This window comes from Leptospira ainlahdjerensis (assembly GCF_016919175.1).
Taxonomy (GTDB): domain Bacteria; phylum Spirochaetota; class Leptospiria; order Leptospirales; family Leptospiraceae; genus Leptospira; species Leptospira ainlahdjerensis.
Window position 1 is genome coordinate 211,510 of the sequence record NZ_JAFFPU010000044.1, and the last position, 16,912, is coordinate 228,421.

Consider the following 16,912-nt stretch of genomic DNA (forward strand, 5'->3'; position numbering starts at 1 on the left):
TCTTTGTATGAAAAACTAAAGCAAATCTTTTATAAAATCAAAATACATTAAATTCTTATTTTTGAAAAGAAGAAATTAAATTTTAAAACGAATTCTATTTATTCTTCGCAAATTTTATAAAAAATAGATCATTCTATTTTTAAATAATAAGATTACGATCTGATTTTAAGTTACAATATAAAAAATGAATATTAAAGTATTATTGTTATTTGAGACATTTATATATAGAATCAAACTTTTTGTCGTAAGAATCAGATACTTTTATGAATAAAAAATTAAACGTCCGACACGAAATTTACTTTGGTTGGTTCTGATTATAATGTGCATGCTAGCGTTTTTAAATGATGATTGTTCATATTTTAAACCGAAGAAAGTCGTATCTGTAAAATTATTTCTTTTTTAGGAGGGGAGATGCGGATTCCAAAAACTGCAATTCAAATGGTAAAAAAAGATTCTTCAAAATCCAAATTGTCTTGCGCGAAAATTTATAATTTTAGCGGGAATTAGTTTTCCAAAAATATTTGTAAGAAGAATCCGATTCTTTGGGAATTTATTGATTCTTACTGAAATTCAAAAATAAATCTGACTTCAATTTATATTTTGGAAAGAAAATTTAAATATAGAAGAATTAGGTCAGTTTTCAAAGGACAGTTTTGACAAAAAAATAAAACTATGAATTTTAAAAAGAAACTTCTCGGATTCTATAAAAATCCAAACAAAAATTACTGAAGGCCCATTCAAAAAATAGAAAATTTGAGTTTCTACATTTGCGGTGAGTGATGCTCATTTTTGATTTGCGTATTCCTTAGGTTATAAAGTGAAAGGAAAGAGACGTAGATTACTGTAAAATTTCAGAATGCTTTCTCGATTTCATGATGTTCCTTTGGATCGCGATCTCGACCCTCGAACCTACAGTTATGCGTTGTATAACTTCGAAGGAGATCTTCTCTATTCGGATGCAGATTACGATTCCCTTCGGAAGTTGGATTCAAAGTTGCAACGAGCGATCGAAAGATTTTTGGAATATGGAAATCTCTATGCACACGGAGCCGGGATTCGAAAAGTTAGGAGGGAACGTCGGATCCAATTGATCGTTCGTTCGGCTTTGGATCGAGTTTACAAGGTTAATTTTGAAATCAATTCTAAGAGTAAGGTAGTTTTGGTCCATATTGAGTCTACGACACAGGCCTCGATCAATTCCGAAAAAAGCCGACTTCAGAGATTTCGTTCTCTGAGAAACAATTTACTCCGTTCTCTCAAATTGCAGAGTACCTATTTTTATCTCGTAAATATCGAAATTTACAATCATCCCTTTTTGCATCAATTTGAGAATCAGATCTATGAGGCCGTTTTTTTGGATTTACACGCAGAATTTCTAACGATCACGAATTCTCAAAATTTAGGCTTTCGAGTTTCGACAAATCAGATTTTCTTTTCCTACCAGATCAATAAGCCAGATGTGGATATCAATTGGATTCCATCGAGTTTGATTTCCTATATGAAAAATACGATTCAAGTGGAAGGATATGAATTCCATCTCAAACTTTCTATCGGCGGATATCACACTGCGGAACCGAATGCGGCGCCTCTCCAGATTCTTCGGGGACTTAGAAACAACTTAAATCAAGTCATCGAATATCCTTTCAGTCGTTATGCGACGGAAAGTCAGAACGATTCTTCTCAGATGATCGCAACGTATTTGTCCTTGAGAAATTCGGTTCACAAAAAAGAACTTTTTCTTCAGTATCAGCCGATTCTCTCCGCGGATACGAGAACCTTGCATTCTTTGGAAGCCCTTTCTCGCTGGAATCAAACCGAAAAAGGAATGATCAGCCCCGATATTTTCATTCCTCTTGCAGAAGAATCGGGTTTGATCAGTTCCATCGGATCCTGGGTGATTCACAAAGCGCTTCGAGATTTTACGGAATTGAAACGGAAGAATCCGTCTTCGAACTTTATTTGTTCGATCAATGTGTCTCCGTTTCAGCTCAAGAATCCGGAATTTGCGGACAATCTTATATTCTATTTTTCTAACTTAAATCTTCCTCCGCCTTCGGTCATCTTGGAAATTACGGAGAGCCGTTATGAAGAGACACCTCTGATCATAGAACAAATGTCCATCTTGCGAAAATTCGGTTTTCAAATTGCGATCGATGATTTTGGGGTGGGGAATTCTAACTTTTCAAGGATTGAAAAGATCGAAAGCGATTACGTAAAATTAGATAAGAGTTTGATCTTGGGGACCGATTCCAATGCGAGCAAAAGGAGTGTTCTCAGGGCGATCTCGCAGGTTTTACTTTCTCTGGGTAAAAAGACCGTCTTTGAAGGAATCGAAAACACGACCTTGGAAAAAATTGCAATCGATTGCGGCGCAAATTATCTGCAGGGATTTCTTTATGGGAAACCTTCCAATCTTTACGATCTTCCGTTTCTTACTCTTTCGGATGTGAAGTGAAAAAAATCAGGAATGCAATGGGCAATCTAAAAAGGATACTAAAACCGAGAAAAGTATCTGTGAGAGTTCTTCCAGCATTCTCCATTTTGTCATCTTTTGTTTTTTGAGTGATAGTCTTTCCGTTTTAAACGAATTCCCACGGTTTTCGGTTAGGAGATAAGTTCTCAGTTAAAGTGCCCCATAACGTAGATTTTACGTTAGCCCTTATCGATTTTCGCATATTTTTGTTAGGCGAAGTAGGAACTCATACAATTTCATTTCCTCTTTGTAAAAGGAAGGGCGCCAATAGTAAAAAAGTGTTCCTTTTATAGAATGCGGCGAACATTCTTCGGAATCGATCTATTCTATAAGCATCGAGCTTCGGAATGGAAATTCTATGAAATTCCTTCTTCGGCTTATTGTTTGAACAAGACCGCATAACGTGATTTCCAATTTGATGATTTAAGAATCATTTCAAAAATTCATTATGGCGGCTTGTGCGAAAGAATATCGATTGAGTGAGGGTGCAAATGCAAGTTAGCAACGAATTTGTTCTATTCGATGTGCGAGGAGCTTCCACAAAGACAATGTGGATCAAACTCTCCGGCTCCGTGGACAATCGTTCCATCGTGAACGTTAGAGATGTGATTTTGTCCGTTTTGGACGATTTTCCAGGAATTTATATTCTGGATCTCAGTCGAATTGAAAACGAGGATTTTCCAAATCTTACAAACTTTCGGAAGATGATCGCCGATTCAATCCGTATCAATCAAAATTGTATTCTTCTCTCTGAAAGTAGGAAGTTGGAATTGTGGATCGAAAACTATACGATCTTTAACGGAACCTATTTGGCAAAGAATTCCAAAGAGTTGAATCAACTGATTGAGAAACGGTTGGATCAGAATTTTCTTTTTGCAAATGTTTCTTCCGAAGAACCGGACATTCGTTTGCATTTAGACTACTTGATTCAAGACGGTTCTTGACCCAAGAAGAGGGTTTTGATTCTTATGTTTTTGAAAATTGAAAAGTCCCGTCCGGATTTGGAATCGACGGGCTTTGTACGATCCACCTACTGCTCAATCGAGAGTAGGTTTTTTAGGAAAGAAAGACTTTGAATTTTAGTAACTCAAGGTTTTATCGACGGCCGCATCCAAGTCGATAGTCATCGAGATCAGTTTGTCCAATCGTGTGAGCTCGAAAATTTTCATGATGGAACTCGGAATCGAATAAAGAATCAATCCACCCTTTACCTGTTTCATCAATCGTGCCTGTGTGCTGATCAAAGCAGCGAGGCCGGACGAATCGATATGTGTCACTTCGGAAAGATCTAGAAGAAGCAAAGTGTCCCCACCGTCGATTCTTTCGGAAAAAACGTCTTTCAATTTTTTTGAGGAGAAAATATTAATTTCTCCTTTTGCCTTTATGACGCTGATATTCGGTTTGAGTATGTGATGTACATGAGAGTTTTTTACGACCTCTACGGAAAGTTCATCTTTCGAGTTGTTGGTTGTTTCCATTGTATATTCCTAAAAGCTGATATTTATTTTCATTTCAATTTTTTGATCTTTTTCAACCGAAGGCCGTAATGGGAGCTCCGTCTCTTGAAATAAGAATTCGTAAGTAACGGGGAAAGTCAAAAGTGTTGTATTCAAAAGATAACTAAAAGCCAGAGAAAGGAGAAACATCTGGTTGAGTTGTTTGTGCTTTTGAAACTGTTCATTTTCGGATTCGAGCCAGAGAAAGGAACCGTTCCCTTGCGGTACCAATGTGGGCGGCCCCGAATTCGCCTTTTGGGCCGCTATAAATTCGTGCAGGGCTCCCGTTGCAAAAAAAGCGGTCAATCCCATAAGAGTGAATCCGGATTTACGATGCCCTTGATTTTTCAAATAATATCCCGGGATTAAGTAATCGACGAAAGTTATAGCTTGTTCTTTCGGGTTTTCTTCTTTTTTTTCGGGGGATTTTTCTTCCAAAACGTACGTAATTGCGAGAATTTCCTTTCGTGCAATTTCGAACGGTTCGGTTCCGGACGCTCCTTGGACGAAGACGGATTCTCCATTTACCTTTTGGATCGTGGATGGAATGTTTTGATTTTGTATGGAGGAAATCAAAAGTCGGAAGCCTGTTTGTGAAAGTTGTTCCAATATTCTTGTAGACGGCTCCTCGAGGGTAAGATCCTTCAAGTCTTGTAAAGAAATTCTTAGATAACGGTTTTTTTCGTCCATGTAGTAGGCGGTTTGTGAACTCAATTTAAGAAGTTTTAATCCGCATTTTCTTTCCGCTTCGATTTTCGGGGTGAAACAAAGTCGGTTTCCCAGATCTTCAAAAAACAATTCTAAGATATCCTTTTTTTCGATCTTTTTTTCCGTTCCGTTTGTGATGATTACGATGTGATCGTTATGACCTTCGGATTCTTTCCATTCTCCCGTGACAACTTCTCCGGATTTGAGGACAACCCGATGTGCTATCAATTGTTCGGTAAGAATCGAACAGATTAGGATTAAAAGAAGAACCCATTTCATTTTGAAAGCTCGATTGTGATTGGCGTATTGAGATCGATTTTTTTTTGGAGTTTGTTTTCGATAAAAGTAATCGATTGATCGTCTTCGAAGATCGCCTTCTGAAAGTGTGTGATTTTGGAATCTTTTACAAATTTCAGTTTGGAAGTTCTCATCGGCTTTTTGTCCAGAGTGATGGATTGAATCGTATAAGTAGGCAGTGTGATCGGGAAATGTGTGGAGAAAAGTTTGGTCTTGTCTCCTTCGATTACGATTCGCTCGCCGTAGACGGGTGGGGCGCCCGCGATGTGGACCATGATGTAATTTCGAACTTCGGCCGCCTTGGCTTCTTCTTCCGCTTTTTTTAGAAAAGCCTCCGAGTCGGAGATAATTTCCTGTATCGGAGTTTTGAGAGCTTCTTTGGACGCGACGGATTCTTCGTAAGGAGAAGAGTCTTCTTCTTTTGTGTGTTTTAATTTTTCCGCTGAAGACTTGATCATGGCCGCCTCGCTTACGTCTCCGAGACGCTGCGCATTCTTATCCGAAATCCTGGCGATTTCACTTCCCGCGTTGTAGTAATGCCCCAACATCAAAAGACGTCGATTGGCCTTGATCGCAATCTCCTTGTCCTTGTCGGAGAATGCGAGTTTTGCATACTCCGTGATCGCTTCGTTTTGGTTCCCCGTTTTTTCGAGAGAATACCCCCGGAGGTATTTCATTTCCGAGGAATGGAGTTCGATCTTTGCGATTTCCTCCAAAACCTTTACATAATTTCCTTTCGCAAAATAGGCACGAATTTTTGCTTCGGGACTTTCAAAATTGGCTTCGATTTCCTTTGCGTTTTCTTTGGATTTGAGAATCACTCCGGTCAAAATTTCCGCGTCGTTTGCAAAGCTGCTTCCCGGATTGTTTTCCGGAACCTTCCTCAAGTCCTGGAGCGCCGCGTCCAATTCTCCCTGGGCCGCCAAACAAAATCCTTGGTGCAATAGAATGAATCCGCTTTCTTCGCTTCCTTTGGGAAAGGAAGAAAGGGCCTCTTCGTAGGCGTTGTAGGCGTCCTTATAAGCCTGATTCCTTTCCAAACGGAAGGCACGTTCCAAGGCGCGAATTTTCGAAGAATTGAGTTCAAAGTGGATCGGCGGTTTTCCGGTCACAAAACGAACCGCGTTTATCAGGGCCGAACCCAGATTCTGCCAGAAGTTGGTTTCAAAAGAATGGAGCTGGTCGCTTTCGATAAGGTTGCTCTGGAGATTGTTGAGATTCATCTCGACTCTTAGATTTTCTTTGTTGGAAAGAATACTTTCAAACTTGGATCTTAGAATATCGCTGGAAAAGGAAAAGTTCAGAACTTTTCTTTTTTCCAGAATTACCTTGAGCTCGAAAAGTTTCGTATCCAGGACGATCAAACCGAAAAATAGGATCACCAAAAAACCGATGATCGCGATGAAGGCGCTTTTTTTCATTCTTAAGAAATCTCTAATATTCCAAAAGTAACGTCGTCCGGAAAATGATTCGCAAAGGAGCGAAGTTCCGTTTGTAAACGGTGAATCAATTCTTCCGAGGGAAGTTCGGCGTATTTCTGAAAGGTTTCTAAAAGGCGATCGTCTCCGAATTGTTCTTTGGCCGGGCTTTCAGCGTCTAAGATTCCGTCCGTATACACGAGGATTTTGTCCCCCGGTTCGGTTTTGATTTTCAAAACTTGGTATGGATCGGGAATTCCGATTCCTAAAACAAATCCGGTGGAATTCAAGGTTAGAATCGTTCTTTTGGATTTGCGGAAGTAATAGATCGGGTTGTGGCCGGCGCTGCAGAAGTAGGCGAACCCGTTTTTTTCGAAGAGGAAAAAAATCCCGGTCGCAAAAAAGGTGCCTTGTAAGGTTTCAAACAGATTTTCGCTGAGTCTGCCCAATACTTCTGCGGGGTTGATCGTTTCTTTGAGGATGTCACGCATATTGTAATGAATGATGGAAGTGATCAGGGCGGCCGAAACCCCGTGTCCGGTCGCATCCGCCAAAAAGAATGCAGTCCGAGTCTCGTTGATCTCGACGATTTCGTAAATATCTCCGCTGACTTCGCGCATCGGCTGATAGTGAATATGAGCTTGAAGAAGATTGAATTGTTTTTGTTTCCCGGGAAGAAAACATTCCTGAACGTTTTTTCCGATTTCCAATTCGGTTTGAATCTGAGTGTTTTTCAGTTGTAACGTTTCGAACTGAGAGGAAATTTTTTCAGCCATCCCATTGAAGGTATTTCCCAAAACGTCCAACTCGTCTTGGGCGTTTTGTTTCCAAGAAACTCTTGCTTTTAGATCTCCCGTCGCCATCGTCTCGCTGACCTCTTTCAAAAGAAAAAGACGGATAAAAATTTTACGATAGAGAAAGACTCCGAAAAGAATTTGAAACGTAAAACCCCAGACCAAGAGAAGCCCGAGTTGGATATAAAGAGAACGCAGTCGATCGATCATCTCCCGCATTTTGATTTCGGAAATTAAGAACGTTTTCGGATTGAGAAAAAAAATCAGATGTACGATAAACTGATCCGTATCCAGTTCGATATCGTAAGAAGTATTGAGCGCGGCCTTGGCGCTGGAAATTTTACTCAGCTTGGATTTGAGATCGGAGAGGGGAGAAACCGCTCCGTTGGAAAGAAGCGTTTTTGTTTTTTCCAAGGAGCTGTCTTCGATTTCAAGAACCGAAAAATGACTGAGACCGATGCTGAAAAGTTTACTCTGAAATTCGTGGATCTGGGAAGGATCTTGATAATCGACATTGCCGAAAGATTCTATCTTTTTAAGAATTTCCCTCGCGACCCGATCCGATTCCAGAGTAAAATTCGAAATCAAAAGATCTGTTTGATTTTCGAAAATCATAACCGCGACAAACGTCAGGTTCACCACGGTTAGGATCGTATAAATAACGATAATCTGTAATCGAAGAGACTTCTTCATGATCCAGATAGATTATCGTTTTTATCATTTTAAAAATCACTGCATGCTATAAATTGGCCTCTTTTGTTTTCGTTGGATCGGATGCAAACTTTATTCCGTTTCCGCAGTCAATTCTTGCACCCGATTCTTACCCAAGAACCAATAGTAGAGAGCCGGGACCGCAAATCGGCTGAGAATCGTTGCCGCAATCTCTCCGAAGATCAGAGAAACCGCGAGTCCTTGGAAGATTGGATCCAAAAGCATGATCGCACTTCCCACTACGACGGCGGAGGCCGTGAGAAGCATCGGACGAAACCGAACCACACCCGCGTCGATCACCGCTTGTTTGAGGGGTTTTCCAAAACGAATCTCAGATTCTATAAAGTCCACAAGAATGATCGAATTTCGCACGATGATTCCCGCTCCGGCGATAAAACCGATCATCGAAGTCGCCGTAAAATACGCTCCCGTAAACCAATGTCCCGGTAGAATTCCGATCAAAGAGATCGGAATCGGAGCCATGATGATCAGAGGTAGGAAATAATTTTTAAACCAACCGAGCACGAGAACATAGATGAGAATCATCACAAGTGCGAAAGCTCCTCCCAAATCCCGGAAGACTTCGTATGTGATAAACCATTCTCCGTCCCATTTTACGAAGACTTGGTCGGTGTTGCGCGGAGTTTCGGCGGTTCCGGTCGGATAGAGAATTTTAGGAGCCAATCTAAGAATTCCGTAAACGGGAGCTTCTTCTTCTCCGTAAAACTCGCTCGTGACGTATTCCACCGATCTCAGATTTTTTCGGTTTAACGTTAGGTTCTCTCGAATATAAGGATTTTTTAATACACTTTCGGAAGGAATCGATCCGCTTTCCATCGAGGACACGGTCATCGGACGAAAAGGCGACTGTGAAGAACGAATTCTATCCGATACCGAAAGGTCCACCGTGATCTCTTCCGGATGAATCGCTTCGGATAGGGATAGAATCGGACTTTCCGAAAATAAAAACTGTCCGTCTCTCGCGATCGTTTCCGAACGAACCCCCAAGATTCCTCCAAGATTGGAATCAAAAGGGTAGACGATCTTCGGTCTTCCGGGGCGGAGACTCGAATCCAGGTCGGCGACTCCTTCTTGTTCGGAGAGAATTTTGTGAATTTCCGCCGCTGTTTTTTTTCGTTCCGTTTCGTTCGGTCCGTAGATTTCTGCGACAAAGGTTGCGAGCACGGGTGGTCCGGGCGGAATTTCCAATACCTTTGTGATCGCGTTTTCCATTCTTCCGAAGTTTGCGATTTCGTCCCGCAATGATTCTATGATCTCGTGACTTTTGATAGAACGATGTTCTTTCGATTTGAGAACCACGTGAAGATCGATCTGCCAATCCGATTTTCTAAGAAAACTGTGTTTGACCATTCCCGAAAAGGAAAAAGGGGCAGCTTCTCCTCCGAAGATTTGCACCTTTTCCACATTCTCATTTTTTAATATTCCTTCTGCGAGAATTTTGGATCGATCGACGCTTTTTGTAAGCGGGGTTTTCGGATCAAAGTCGATCAGCACTTGGAACTCGTCTTTGTCGTCAAACGGAAGCATCTTTACCTTTACGGCTTTGAACGCGACCAAGGAAGAGGCGAGTAGAAGAAGTCCTACGATCCCGGCTCCGAATTTGAGAGAGTTGACTTTCGACGCCAATAACCAGTTTACGACTCGAATGTAGATGCGATCCAGTTTGGAAATTTTTTCTTTCTCGGAATGTGCGTGTGAAGTTTTTAGAAGGCGAACGCTGACCCAAGGGGTTACGATAAACGCGACCAATAAGGAAAGAATCATCGCAAGACTCGCTCCGACGGGGATCGGTTTCATATACGGACCCATGAGCCCTCTCACAAACGCCATCGGAAGAATCGCCGCTATCACAGTAAAGGTCGCGAGAATGGTCGGATTGCCCACTTCGGAAACGGCTGCGATCGTGGATTCTAAGATACTCTGTTTCGGATTTTCCTTAAGGTGCCGCTCTATGTTTTCTACGACTACGATCGCGTCGTCGACTAAGATTCCGATCGAGAAGATAAGAGCAAATAACGTGACTCGGTTAAGAGTATAACCCAAGAAGTAGTAGAGCGCCAAGGTCAGAGCCAAGGTCACCGGAATTGCGACCGAAACCACGACGGATGCGCGAAATCCCATCCAGAGCGCGATTAAGATACTCACCGAAACCGTGGCGATCAAAAGGTGTTCGATCAATTCTTTGGACTTCGCATCCGCTGTCGATCCGTAGTCTCGGATCACGGACATCTTCACGTCTTTGGGAAGATTTTTTCCGAAACTTTCAGCCCTTTCTAAAAGTTCTTTAGAAAGAGGAACGACGTTGGTTCCTTTTCTTTTGGAGAAGCTGATCGTCACCGAATTTCTTTCCTTTGTGTCGATATTTTTGTCGTAGAGGATTGACTGCTTGTTTCTTTCTTGCGCGCCTTCCACGATTTCAGCGACGTCGGAGACTCGGATCACGCGGCCTCCGCGTTGTGCTACCGGTAGAGATCGTACGTCTTCCAATTTGGAAATCGCAGTTCCCACTTCAACGTCGAATTTTTTTTCTTTCCCCCAGTTTTGTCCGACAGGAAGAAAGGTATCGTTGAGTTTGAGAGAATTGGCGATGTCCGAGATGCTGATCCCGGAGCGATTCATTCTGGAAGGATCCGCGATCACGCGCACGGATCGTTTTCTTCCCCCCAAAAGTTCCACTTTGGAAAGATCCGGAGTTCCCGAAAGTTCTCTCGCCAAAGGTGCGACTAACGTGCGTAATGAATAATCGTCTCTTTGATCGGAGCTGAAAGTAAGTGCTAAAAACGGAACGTCGTCTATCGTCAAGGATCGAACAGTCGCCTGTGACACGTTAGGCGGCAATTCCCTTTGGACTTCCATGAGTTTATGATGGATTTTGACCAGAGAAGGTTCCAAGGGTTGGCCGACTTCGAAACGAACCGTGACGATCGTGTTGTGATCCCCGCTCGCGGAATAAACGTATTCGACTCCTTCCAATCCCCAAACCGCTCTTTCGACCGGTTCTGTGACTTTGCGTTCCACTTCGTAACGGTTAAAACCCGGAGCCGAAAGTTGAATGTCTATCATCGGCACCGAAATCTGCGGCTCTTCTTCTTTCGGAGTCAGATAGACCGCGATGATTCCTAAAAAAAGACTCGAGAAGATAAGAATCGGAGTGAGTTTGGAATGAACAAACGCGAGCGCGATTTTTCCTGCGAATCCGGTCTTTTGTGGTTGTTTATCTTTCATTGGAATTTCCTCTTTTTGCGTAGATGGAGAGTTCTCCTCGGATTCTCAGATATTCCGATTCCGAGGCGCTTTTCATTTTGAGAAGATTGACCATCGCCGAAAAAGATTCCGCAAGTTGAGGAGCCTGGATCGTTCCGTTTCGGAAGAGCTTTTGGGATACCTGCAATTGCTCCTCCTGGAGCCGAACCGATTCTTGGATGGATTTTAAATTTTCAGAAAGTGTCTTTTCTTGTTGGAGAAGAATTCTAAAATTACTTTCTTCTCTGAGTCGGATCTCCTCCGATTTCTTTTTCGCACCTTCCGCCTTTACCTTTGCTTCGTCTAACGCGCCTATGTCGGAGGGGCTGAGTAGATTCATCTGTAGATAAATTCCAGCGTTGTAGGAATTGGCAAAATTCCGATTTCCGTCGTAAGCGTATGTTTCCGCGTAAGCGGCGACCTTCGGTAAGAATTTGGATTTTTCGGAATTTACGGATTCTTTTGCGCCGTCGGCATAGGCTGAATATGCGTCCGCGAGAGGCGTATGACCCGATTCTGCTTCCGAAGGAAGAGGGAGATACTCTTCCACAAATTTAAGAAGCGAGTTCTTTTTCGGTTTAAAATCCTCGGGAAGATCGACCGCGAGAAAGTGAAGAGTTTCTTCCGCGCTTTTTTGAACGGTTTCCGATTCTTTTTTAGAAACATCTAATATGAGCTGTAAGGACTTTAGAGCCAAAGATCCTGAAAACCCGACGAGATTGGAGCGGTTTCCGATTTGATACTGGCTCAAGAAGTCGGAAATTTTACGGTGAAGATTTTCGGCGATCTTTCCGTTTTCTTCGGCGAGAAGAATCGATTGATAAGCGACGGCTGCGTTCGAATATTCACGAAAACGAATATACTTTTCTTCCGCGTGAACCGCGTTGAGTCGTTTTTCTTGGATCAGACTTGCGGATGATTTGGCGCCTCCTTCGTAGAGAGGAAGTTCGATCCCTAAGGTTCCTCTCGCGTAGGTTTGAGAACCCGGATTGTTGAGAGTGTCTTTTGCAAAAATGTTAGCGGTATTCGAATTCAAACCGGTGTAGGGTTGGTTATTCGTATCCAAATAATTGGAAGGTTGAGAACGGACGCTCGCGGTGGAAAAGTCGGATTGGGTCGCCGATCTTTGTCCGAGTTTGCCCATAAAATTCAGTGCCGGGTCGTTTGTCTGAAAGGAGCGGACGTCGGCGTAGACTTTTGGGAGCCAGTGTTTTTTAGCTCGGTCCTTGGAGATTTCTGCAGCTTGAACTTCCAGAGCCTTGGATTTCAAGTTGGGAGCTTGGGTTTGAATTTTTGACCAGACTTCCGAAAATTCAAGAACACTTTCTGCGCGAACCTCGCCCCAAAAGGGCGAGGCCAGAAAGGTTATGAGAATCGGAAGAATTCCTAAAAAGGATTTCATCTGTTTTCTCCTTTGATCTCAATCAGAGAAGGGATTCCGCAACCTTTGAGGATCAACGACATAGGACAAAATCCCGCAAACGCAAAAAGGACCATGTTGATTCCAACGAGGAAATTCAAAACATATCCCCAGGGATTTACAAAGAGCCCTAAAGTAATTCCTATCAAAGACACGGTTCCACCGATTAAAAAAAGCAACCTTTCTCTATACCAGCTGTTCATCTTGTTCTCCTTTATATACCCCAGCGGGTATATAATAATTGACATACCCTATGGGGTATATGTTTTTTGAAAGTGAAATTTTATTTTATAGGACGATAAACAGAGCGGATTTTATCAAAAAAACGGAATATCCGATCGGGAACGAAAGGAAAGCTTGAATTCGGTAGTAACGAGACGGATTTGCGGGAAGCGCAGCTCAAAGATTTTTGGACGCCCCACGAAAGAAATTCCCGTATTTTTCGGTCCGTAGAAAGAATACTACGGCGGGCACTGGGAGAATCTCTGAAATTCTTAATTTGTAAGCTTTAGGAAAGTCTTAGAATGACAGAAATCGCCATTCTAAGACCGAATGGGAGATTTTGATTAGAGAAAAAAAGCGGCCTTGATCGCAGTCCTGACGTTTTCCATATTCGGATTTTTTTTATTTTCCAAGAGACAACGATCCATGTATTCTTGTACATAAGCTTCCCCGAATTTTTTGAGGGCTTGGCTCGCCGCTTTTAACAAGAGTAAAGTTTTTTCGCAGTCCATTGAATCGTTGATAAGACCTTTTTCGACGGCGTCGAGTTGGCCTTTGATCCTGTGGATCCGGTTGACGAGGAGTTTGGAATCTTTTTCCTTCTTCATAGCCATATACCATACGGGGTATATTTAGCGTCAATCAAAATCGAATGGTTTTGTTCGGGCTCCGATTTTCAGACTAAAAGAATATTGTTTTTCGGGTTTAAAAAGAGATTCGAATGCGAATCAAAAAAATAAAATCTTCGGAGCGATATCGATTCAGTTTTTGTTCGAAGAAATGTTCTGAAAGACGGCGTTCACAATGATAGGGAGATCGTCTAACGCGGAAATTTTTCCCGTTAACTTCCAGGTATGAAGAACACCTTCGTAACACGCAAAAACCCTTCTCGCTAAAAGTTTCGGATCCGCGTTTTTAGAAACAAAACCTTCGTTCTGCCAATCGGAAAGATAAGAGGCAAGGATATCGATCGTCTTTAAGGAAACTCTTTTGGCTTCCTCCGAAATGGAATGGGAAGTGGAGGCGATTTGTGCGACCGTGTTTGCCATCGGACAACCTGCGAATGAGCTGTTTCTTGTTTGTCTTCTTAAAATCTGAGTCCAGGCTTGGATGAATTCTTGCGGATTGGTCGATCTAGATTTAAGTTTTTCCAAAAGAATGAGTTGTTCCTCTCCGTAGAATTCGATGTATGCACGACCGAGATCGTCTTTGGATGGAAAATGGTCGTAAAAACTCGCCTTTGCGGTTTTGGATTCCTGGATGATCTGATTGATTCCCGTGTTCCCGTAACCTTGGGATTGGAAAAGCCGAACTGCGGTTTCTAAAATTCTAGATTTCGGTCCGGATTCTCTACTTGACATTTTTGATTCCATTTGATGAAATAGCAGACAGACTTGTCTGTCCAAAGTCCTTCTTCTTTCATCAAACCGGGAGAAGGAAGAAAACGCAAGTCCAATTTGGAGTTTTTATGTCATCAAATGAAATCGCGGAAGCCGAGTTTGTAAACGTCGCCGGAATTGCGACGACAGTAGAAGAAGCCGTCCGAACCAGACACAGCGTTCGAGACTACGAATCTAGGCCGATCGAAGAGAGCGTATTGCAGGATCTCTTTCAAAAATCGCTCCGGGCCCCGAGTTGGAAAAACAGCCAGCCCTGGAAGGTGCACGTCGTAAGCGGAGAGAGAAGGGACAAGATGGCAAGTCTACTTGTGGAAAGAGCCAAACAAGGAGAACCGGTACCTGACACGATCTGGCCTGCGTCCTTTCCTGCGAGCGCGAAAAAAAGGATGTTCGATCTTGGAATGAAAATCTACGGAGTTGCCGGGATCGAACGTAAGGACAAGGAAGCAAGAGACAATTTTATGCTTCGTAACTTTGAATTCTTCGGAGCGCCTACGGCGGTCTTTATAACGACCGAATTCGATTTGAACTTTTATATCGCTCTCGATATTGGATGTTATTTGAACACTCTAATGTTACTCGCCCGCGGTTACGGTTTGGGATCGGTTCCTCAAGCTGCGTTATCCGCCTTTCCTGAAGTGGTGAGATTGGAGTTGGGTCTTTCCGAATCGGAGAAGGTTGTTTGTGGATTGAGCTTGGGATATCCGAAGGAGAATTCCGATCTCAATCGTTATCATACGCCGAGAGAATCGACCCAAGATATCGTGCGGTTTTACCGATAGAAAAAATTCTCCCACCTATTTTTTTGCAGAGGGATAATTAGATCGGATCTGAATAAGGTATATTTTAATTTTCTAGAAAGTAGAATATTGAAATATACTAAATAATAATTTAGTCCTGAAGGACGAAATCGAGAACGTTTTAACGAGTCTTTTTGGGCGGAATGGTTCGAGAAATTTTGTAGGAGCTCCTACGCGGGAATTTTTACTTGCAAAATTAGGATTTTGTGATATAGGAAAGTTTGCCGTGGTTTTTTCCGCCACCCGCCCCACCACCCAAGATCAGGGCGGGGCGCGCCGCTTTCACAGTAGAGTTGTCGGAGTTCCGACAGAATTCTCTTGGGATTCCGATGATCTTTTTTTTTTCGAAAGTTCTTTCTACGGAAAGTCGTAGATTTGGACTGATCTGAAAAATTTATTTTCTCCAATGAGATTTCTCGAACTGGAAGAACAAATCTTTTCGAATCGGAAAACCCGACTTCTTCGATCGTCCTCCTCAATGAAGAAGTGTAATCGAGCGGCCTATAAATCCGACAACCGTAAGAAGGACCAAAAACAATCCAAGGGAGAGAAGCGCAATGCTGAGTCCGGTTGGGGTGTCCCAACTATACCATTTTCCAAGCGAAAGCTTGACGGAATCTTCGATTTTTTTGTCTTGTGAATTCATAAGAAAGCTCCTTATGTCCTTTTCTTTTTCTAAAATAGTAAGAACTAATAAGTATCTTAATGAATCTAAGTAAATATGTCAACTGATAATCTGAAATATTCTTCTCGTGAGGAGCTCCTACAGAGACTTGCCATAGTCAGCCACCGAACGAGCAATGCAACTGTCCTCTATCACCAAGCGGCGGCTGAAAAATTCGGGCTGAATGCGACGGATATGAAAACCCTTCCTCTTTTGGAAGGAGGTCCGATTGCCGCCGGAAAGCTGGCGGAATCCTTAGGGTTGACCACAGGCGCCGTCACTTCGGTGATCGATCGTCTCGAAAAGGTGGGGCTGGTTCGAAGAATCGCCGATCCGAACGATAGAAGAAAGGTCGTCGTGGAATTGATTCCGGAAGCGATGCAAGAAGCCGAAAAGATCTATTCTCCGATGGGAAACTCGATGATGAATCTCTTCCAAAATTACAAGGACGAAGAACTGGAATTCATCATTCGATTTCAAGAAGAGGCAATAAAAATTCTCATTGAAGAAGCGATTCATCTGAGAAATCTCCCGAACCCCAAAAAAAATCCTTAGATAAAGTATATTCCACTATTATTAAGTGTTTTGAAAATCCATACGTCGGCTTTTTCAAGAACACGCTTCGAGAGAAAAAGAAAGGGTTTGAAATTCTGGGAATTCCGATTCTTTAGTAAATCCGTTTCGGAAAAGTAACGGGACTTCGAGATTTTTTTTGGAAAGGCGGATAAGATTCTCATTTTTGGAACACCTTAAGGATTGCAGAAGGAATTATTCTTGTAAGGACAAATGTTGAATTGGGGATTCTTTGGATGGAAATTTATTTCCTCTTTTTCATAATGGATTCTAAATTTGAATCCTGTAGGTTTTGGAGAATTTAATGTCCGAAATTTTAGTGATCTTCACACTTCTGATTCTTTCCCCTTTGGAACTCAAGCTGATCAGCGAAAGGATCAACGTCCGCACGGGCGTTTCCGAAGGGAAATCTGAATTTTTTTTCAAAAATACCAAAAGTGGTTTTTCTTTGATTGGGGATAAGATGTCCGCTTTAAAAGGAAATGAACCTTCCAGAGATTGTATCATCAATCTTTCCGAACAGGAAGGAGGTTTTTTAGGGAAATCTGTGGACAATTCTCCGAAAAATCTGGGTAAAACCAAAGGACTCGATTCTTCCGCGTTAGCCGATCTTTGTAAAAATGCGTTTGTCAAAAAATAATTCTCAAACTTAAAAAACGAACTCAAAAAGAA

The 16,912-nt window shown here is 42.3% G+C and carries 15 protein-coding genes; 5 read left to right on the forward strand and 10 right to left on the reverse strand.

The genetic code is table 11. The annotated features are described in order from the left end of the window. The first annotated feature begins 856 nt into the window (after window positions 1–856). Both JWG45_RS13435 and JWG45_RS13440 read left to right on the forward strand, forming a co-directional pair. Window positions 857–2,455 (forward strand): EAL domain-containing protein, encoded by a 1,599-nt coding sequence (locus tag JWG45_RS13435; protein ID WP_205280187.1) that lies wholly within the window; start codon window positions 857–859, stop codon window positions 2,453–2,455. Between the two features lie 566 nt (window positions 2,456–3,021). After that, window positions 3,022–3,417, forward strand: coding sequence for a hypothetical protein (locus tag JWG45_RS13440; protein ID WP_205280188.1), 396 nt, complete (start codon window positions 3,022–3,024; stop codon window positions 3,415–3,417). Window positions 3,418–3,552: 135 nt separating this feature from the next. On the opposite strand, the gene JWG45_RS13445 is transcribed toward JWG45_RS13440, so the two are convergent. From JWG45_RS13445 to JWG45_RS13485, 9 genes are all read right to left on the reverse strand, one after another. Continuing rightward, on the reverse strand, window positions 3,553–3,951 hold the full coding sequence (locus JWG45_RS13445; RefSeq protein ID WP_205280189.1) for an STAS domain-containing protein: 399 nt from the start codon (window positions 3,949–3,951) through the stop codon (window positions 3,553–3,555). Between the two features lie 9 nt (window positions 3,952–3,960). Beyond that, on the reverse strand, window positions 3,961–4,956 hold the full coding sequence (locus JWG45_RS13450; RefSeq protein ID WP_205280190.1) for an LB_137 family protein: 996 nt from the start codon (window positions 4,954–4,956) through the stop codon (window positions 3,961–3,963). Continuing rightward, a complete protein-coding gene (locus JWG45_RS13455) occupies window positions 4,953–6,395 on the reverse strand; it encodes a tetratricopeptide repeat protein (RefSeq protein WP_205280191.1) in 1,443 nt (480 codons plus the stop codon). Before JWG45_RS13455 ends, JWG45_RS13450 begins: the two co-directional genes overlap by 4 nt. Window positions 6,396–6,397: 2 nt before the next feature. Further along, on the reverse strand, window positions 6,398–7,879 hold the full coding sequence (locus tag JWG45_RS13460; protein ID WP_205280192.1) for a SpoIIE family protein phosphatase: 1,482 nt from the start codon (window positions 7,877–7,879) through the stop codon (window positions 6,398–6,400). A gap of 90 nt (window positions 7,880–7,969) precedes the next feature. After that, the gene (locus JWG45_RS13465) at window positions 7,970–11,143 is read right to left on the reverse strand and encodes an efflux RND transporter permease subunit (RefSeq protein ID WP_205280193.1); all 3,174 of its coding nucleotides are present in this window, start codon (window positions 11,141–11,143) and stop codon (window positions 7,970–7,972) included. Continuing rightward, window positions 11,133–12,563, reverse strand: a complete 1,431-nt coding sequence (locus tag JWG45_RS13470) for a TolC family protein (protein WP_205280194.1) — start codon at window positions 12,561–12,563, stop codon at window positions 11,133–11,135. Before JWG45_RS13470 ends, JWG45_RS13465 begins: the two co-directional genes overlap by 11 nt. After that, on the reverse strand, window positions 12,560–12,784 hold the full coding sequence (locus tag JWG45_RS13475) for a DUF2892 domain-containing protein (protein ID WP_205280195.1): 225 nt from the start codon (window positions 12,782–12,784) through the stop codon (window positions 12,560–12,562). Before JWG45_RS13475 ends, JWG45_RS13470 begins: the two co-directional genes overlap by 4 nt. 363 nt (window positions 12,785–13,147) lie before the next feature. Further along, window positions 13,148–13,411 carry a metal-sensitive transcriptional regulator gene (locus tag JWG45_RS13480; protein WP_205280196.1) on the reverse strand — a complete coding sequence of 88 codons (264 nt, stop codon included), beginning with the start codon at window positions 13,409–13,411 and terminating at the stop codon, window positions 13,148–13,150. A gap of 153 nt (window positions 13,412–13,564) precedes the next feature. Next, entirely contained in the window at window positions 13,565–14,164 is a 600-nt protein-coding gene (locus JWG45_RS13485; RefSeq protein WP_205280197.1) for a TetR/AcrR family transcriptional regulator, read from the reverse strand. 107 nt (window positions 14,165–14,271) lie between these two features. Between JWG45_RS13485 and JWG45_RS13490 the strand changes: the two genes are divergently transcribed. Continuing rightward, window positions 14,272–14,985: a nitroreductase gene (locus JWG45_RS13490; RefSeq protein ID WP_205280198.1), complete on the forward strand. Its 714-nt coding sequence runs from the start codon at window positions 14,272–14,274 to the stop codon at window positions 14,983–14,985. Window positions 14,986–15,478: 493 nt separating this feature from the next. Here the strand turns inward: JWG45_RS13490 and JWG45_RS13495 are convergent, their stop codons facing one another. Beyond that, entirely contained in the window at window positions 15,479–15,649 is a 171-nt protein-coding gene (locus JWG45_RS13495) for a hypothetical protein (protein WP_205280199.1), read from the reverse strand. Window positions 15,650–15,724: 75 nt separating this feature from the next. On the opposite strand from JWG45_RS13495, the gene JWG45_RS13500 reads away from it, so the two are divergent. Both JWG45_RS13500 and JWG45_RS13505 read left to right on the forward strand, forming a co-directional pair. Beyond that, on the forward strand, window positions 15,725–16,222 hold the full coding sequence (locus JWG45_RS13500) for a MarR family transcriptional regulator (RefSeq protein ID WP_205280200.1): 498 nt from the start codon (window positions 15,725–15,727) through the stop codon (window positions 16,220–16,222). A 322-nt stretch (window positions 16,223–16,544) separates the two neighbouring features. Then, window positions 16,545–16,880 carry a hypothetical protein gene (locus tag JWG45_RS13505; protein ID WP_205280201.1) on the forward strand — a complete coding sequence of 112 codons (336 nt, stop codon included), beginning with the start codon at window positions 16,545–16,547 and terminating at the stop codon, window positions 16,878–16,880. Window positions 16,881–16,912: the final 32 nt, after the last annotated feature.

Bases quoted from the DNA above. Each gene is read 5' to 3' on its own strand.
- JWG45_RS13455 (WP_205280191.1), bottom strand. From the start codon at position 6,395: ATGAAAAAAAGCGCCTTCATCGCGATCATCGGTTTTTTGGTGATCCTA.
- JWG45_RS13465 (WP_205280193.1), bottom strand. From the start codon at position 11,143: ATGAAAGATAAACAACCACAAAAGACCGGATTCGCAGGAAAAATCGCG.
- JWG45_RS13500 (WP_205280200.1), top strand. From the start codon at position 15,725: ATGTCAACTGATAATCTGAAATATTCTTCTCGTGAGGAGCTCCTACAG.
- JWG45_RS13490 (WP_205280198.1), top strand. From the start codon at position 14,272: ATGTCATCAAATGAAATCGCGGAAGCCGAGTTTGTAAACGTCGCCGGA.
- JWG45_RS13480 (WP_205280196.1), bottom strand. From the start codon at position 13,411: ATGAAGAAGGAAAAAGATTCCAAACTCCTCGTCAACCGGATCCACAGG.
- JWG45_RS13460 (WP_205280192.1), bottom strand. From the start codon at position 7,879: ATGAAGAAGTCTCTTCGATTACAGATTATCGTTATTTATACGATCCTA.
- JWG45_RS13485 (WP_205280197.1), bottom strand. From the start codon at position 14,164: ATGTCAAGTAGAGAATCCGGACCGAAATCTAGAATTTTAGAAACCGCA.
- JWG45_RS13450 (WP_205280190.1), bottom strand. From the start codon at position 4,956: ATGAAATGGGTTCTTCTTTTAATCCTAATCTGTTCGATTCTTACCGAA.
- JWG45_RS13440 (WP_205280188.1), top strand. From the start codon at position 3,022: ATGTGGATCAAACTCTCCGGCTCCGTGGACAATCGTTCCATCGTGAAC.
- JWG45_RS13475 (WP_205280195.1), bottom strand. From the start codon at position 12,784: ATGAACAGCTGGTATAGAGAAAGGTTGCTTTTTTTAATCGGTGGAACC.
- JWG45_RS13435 (WP_205280187.1), top strand. From the start codon at position 857: ATGCTTTCTCGATTTCATGATGTTCCTTTGGATCGCGATCTCGACCCT.
- JWG45_RS13495 (WP_205280199.1), bottom strand. From the start codon at position 15,649: ATGAATTCACAAGACAAAAAAATCGAAGATTCCGTCAAGCTTTCGCTT.
- JWG45_RS13445 (WP_205280189.1), bottom strand. From the start codon at position 3,951: ATGGAAACAACCAACAACTCGAAAGATGAACTTTCCGTAGAGGTCGTA.
- JWG45_RS13470 (WP_205280194.1), bottom strand. From the start codon at position 12,563: ATGAAATCCTTTTTAGGAATTCTTCCGATTCTCATAACCTTTCTGGCC.
- JWG45_RS13505 (WP_205280201.1), top strand. From the start codon at position 16,545: ATGTCCGAAATTTTAGTGATCTTCACACTTCTGATTCTTTCCCCTTTG.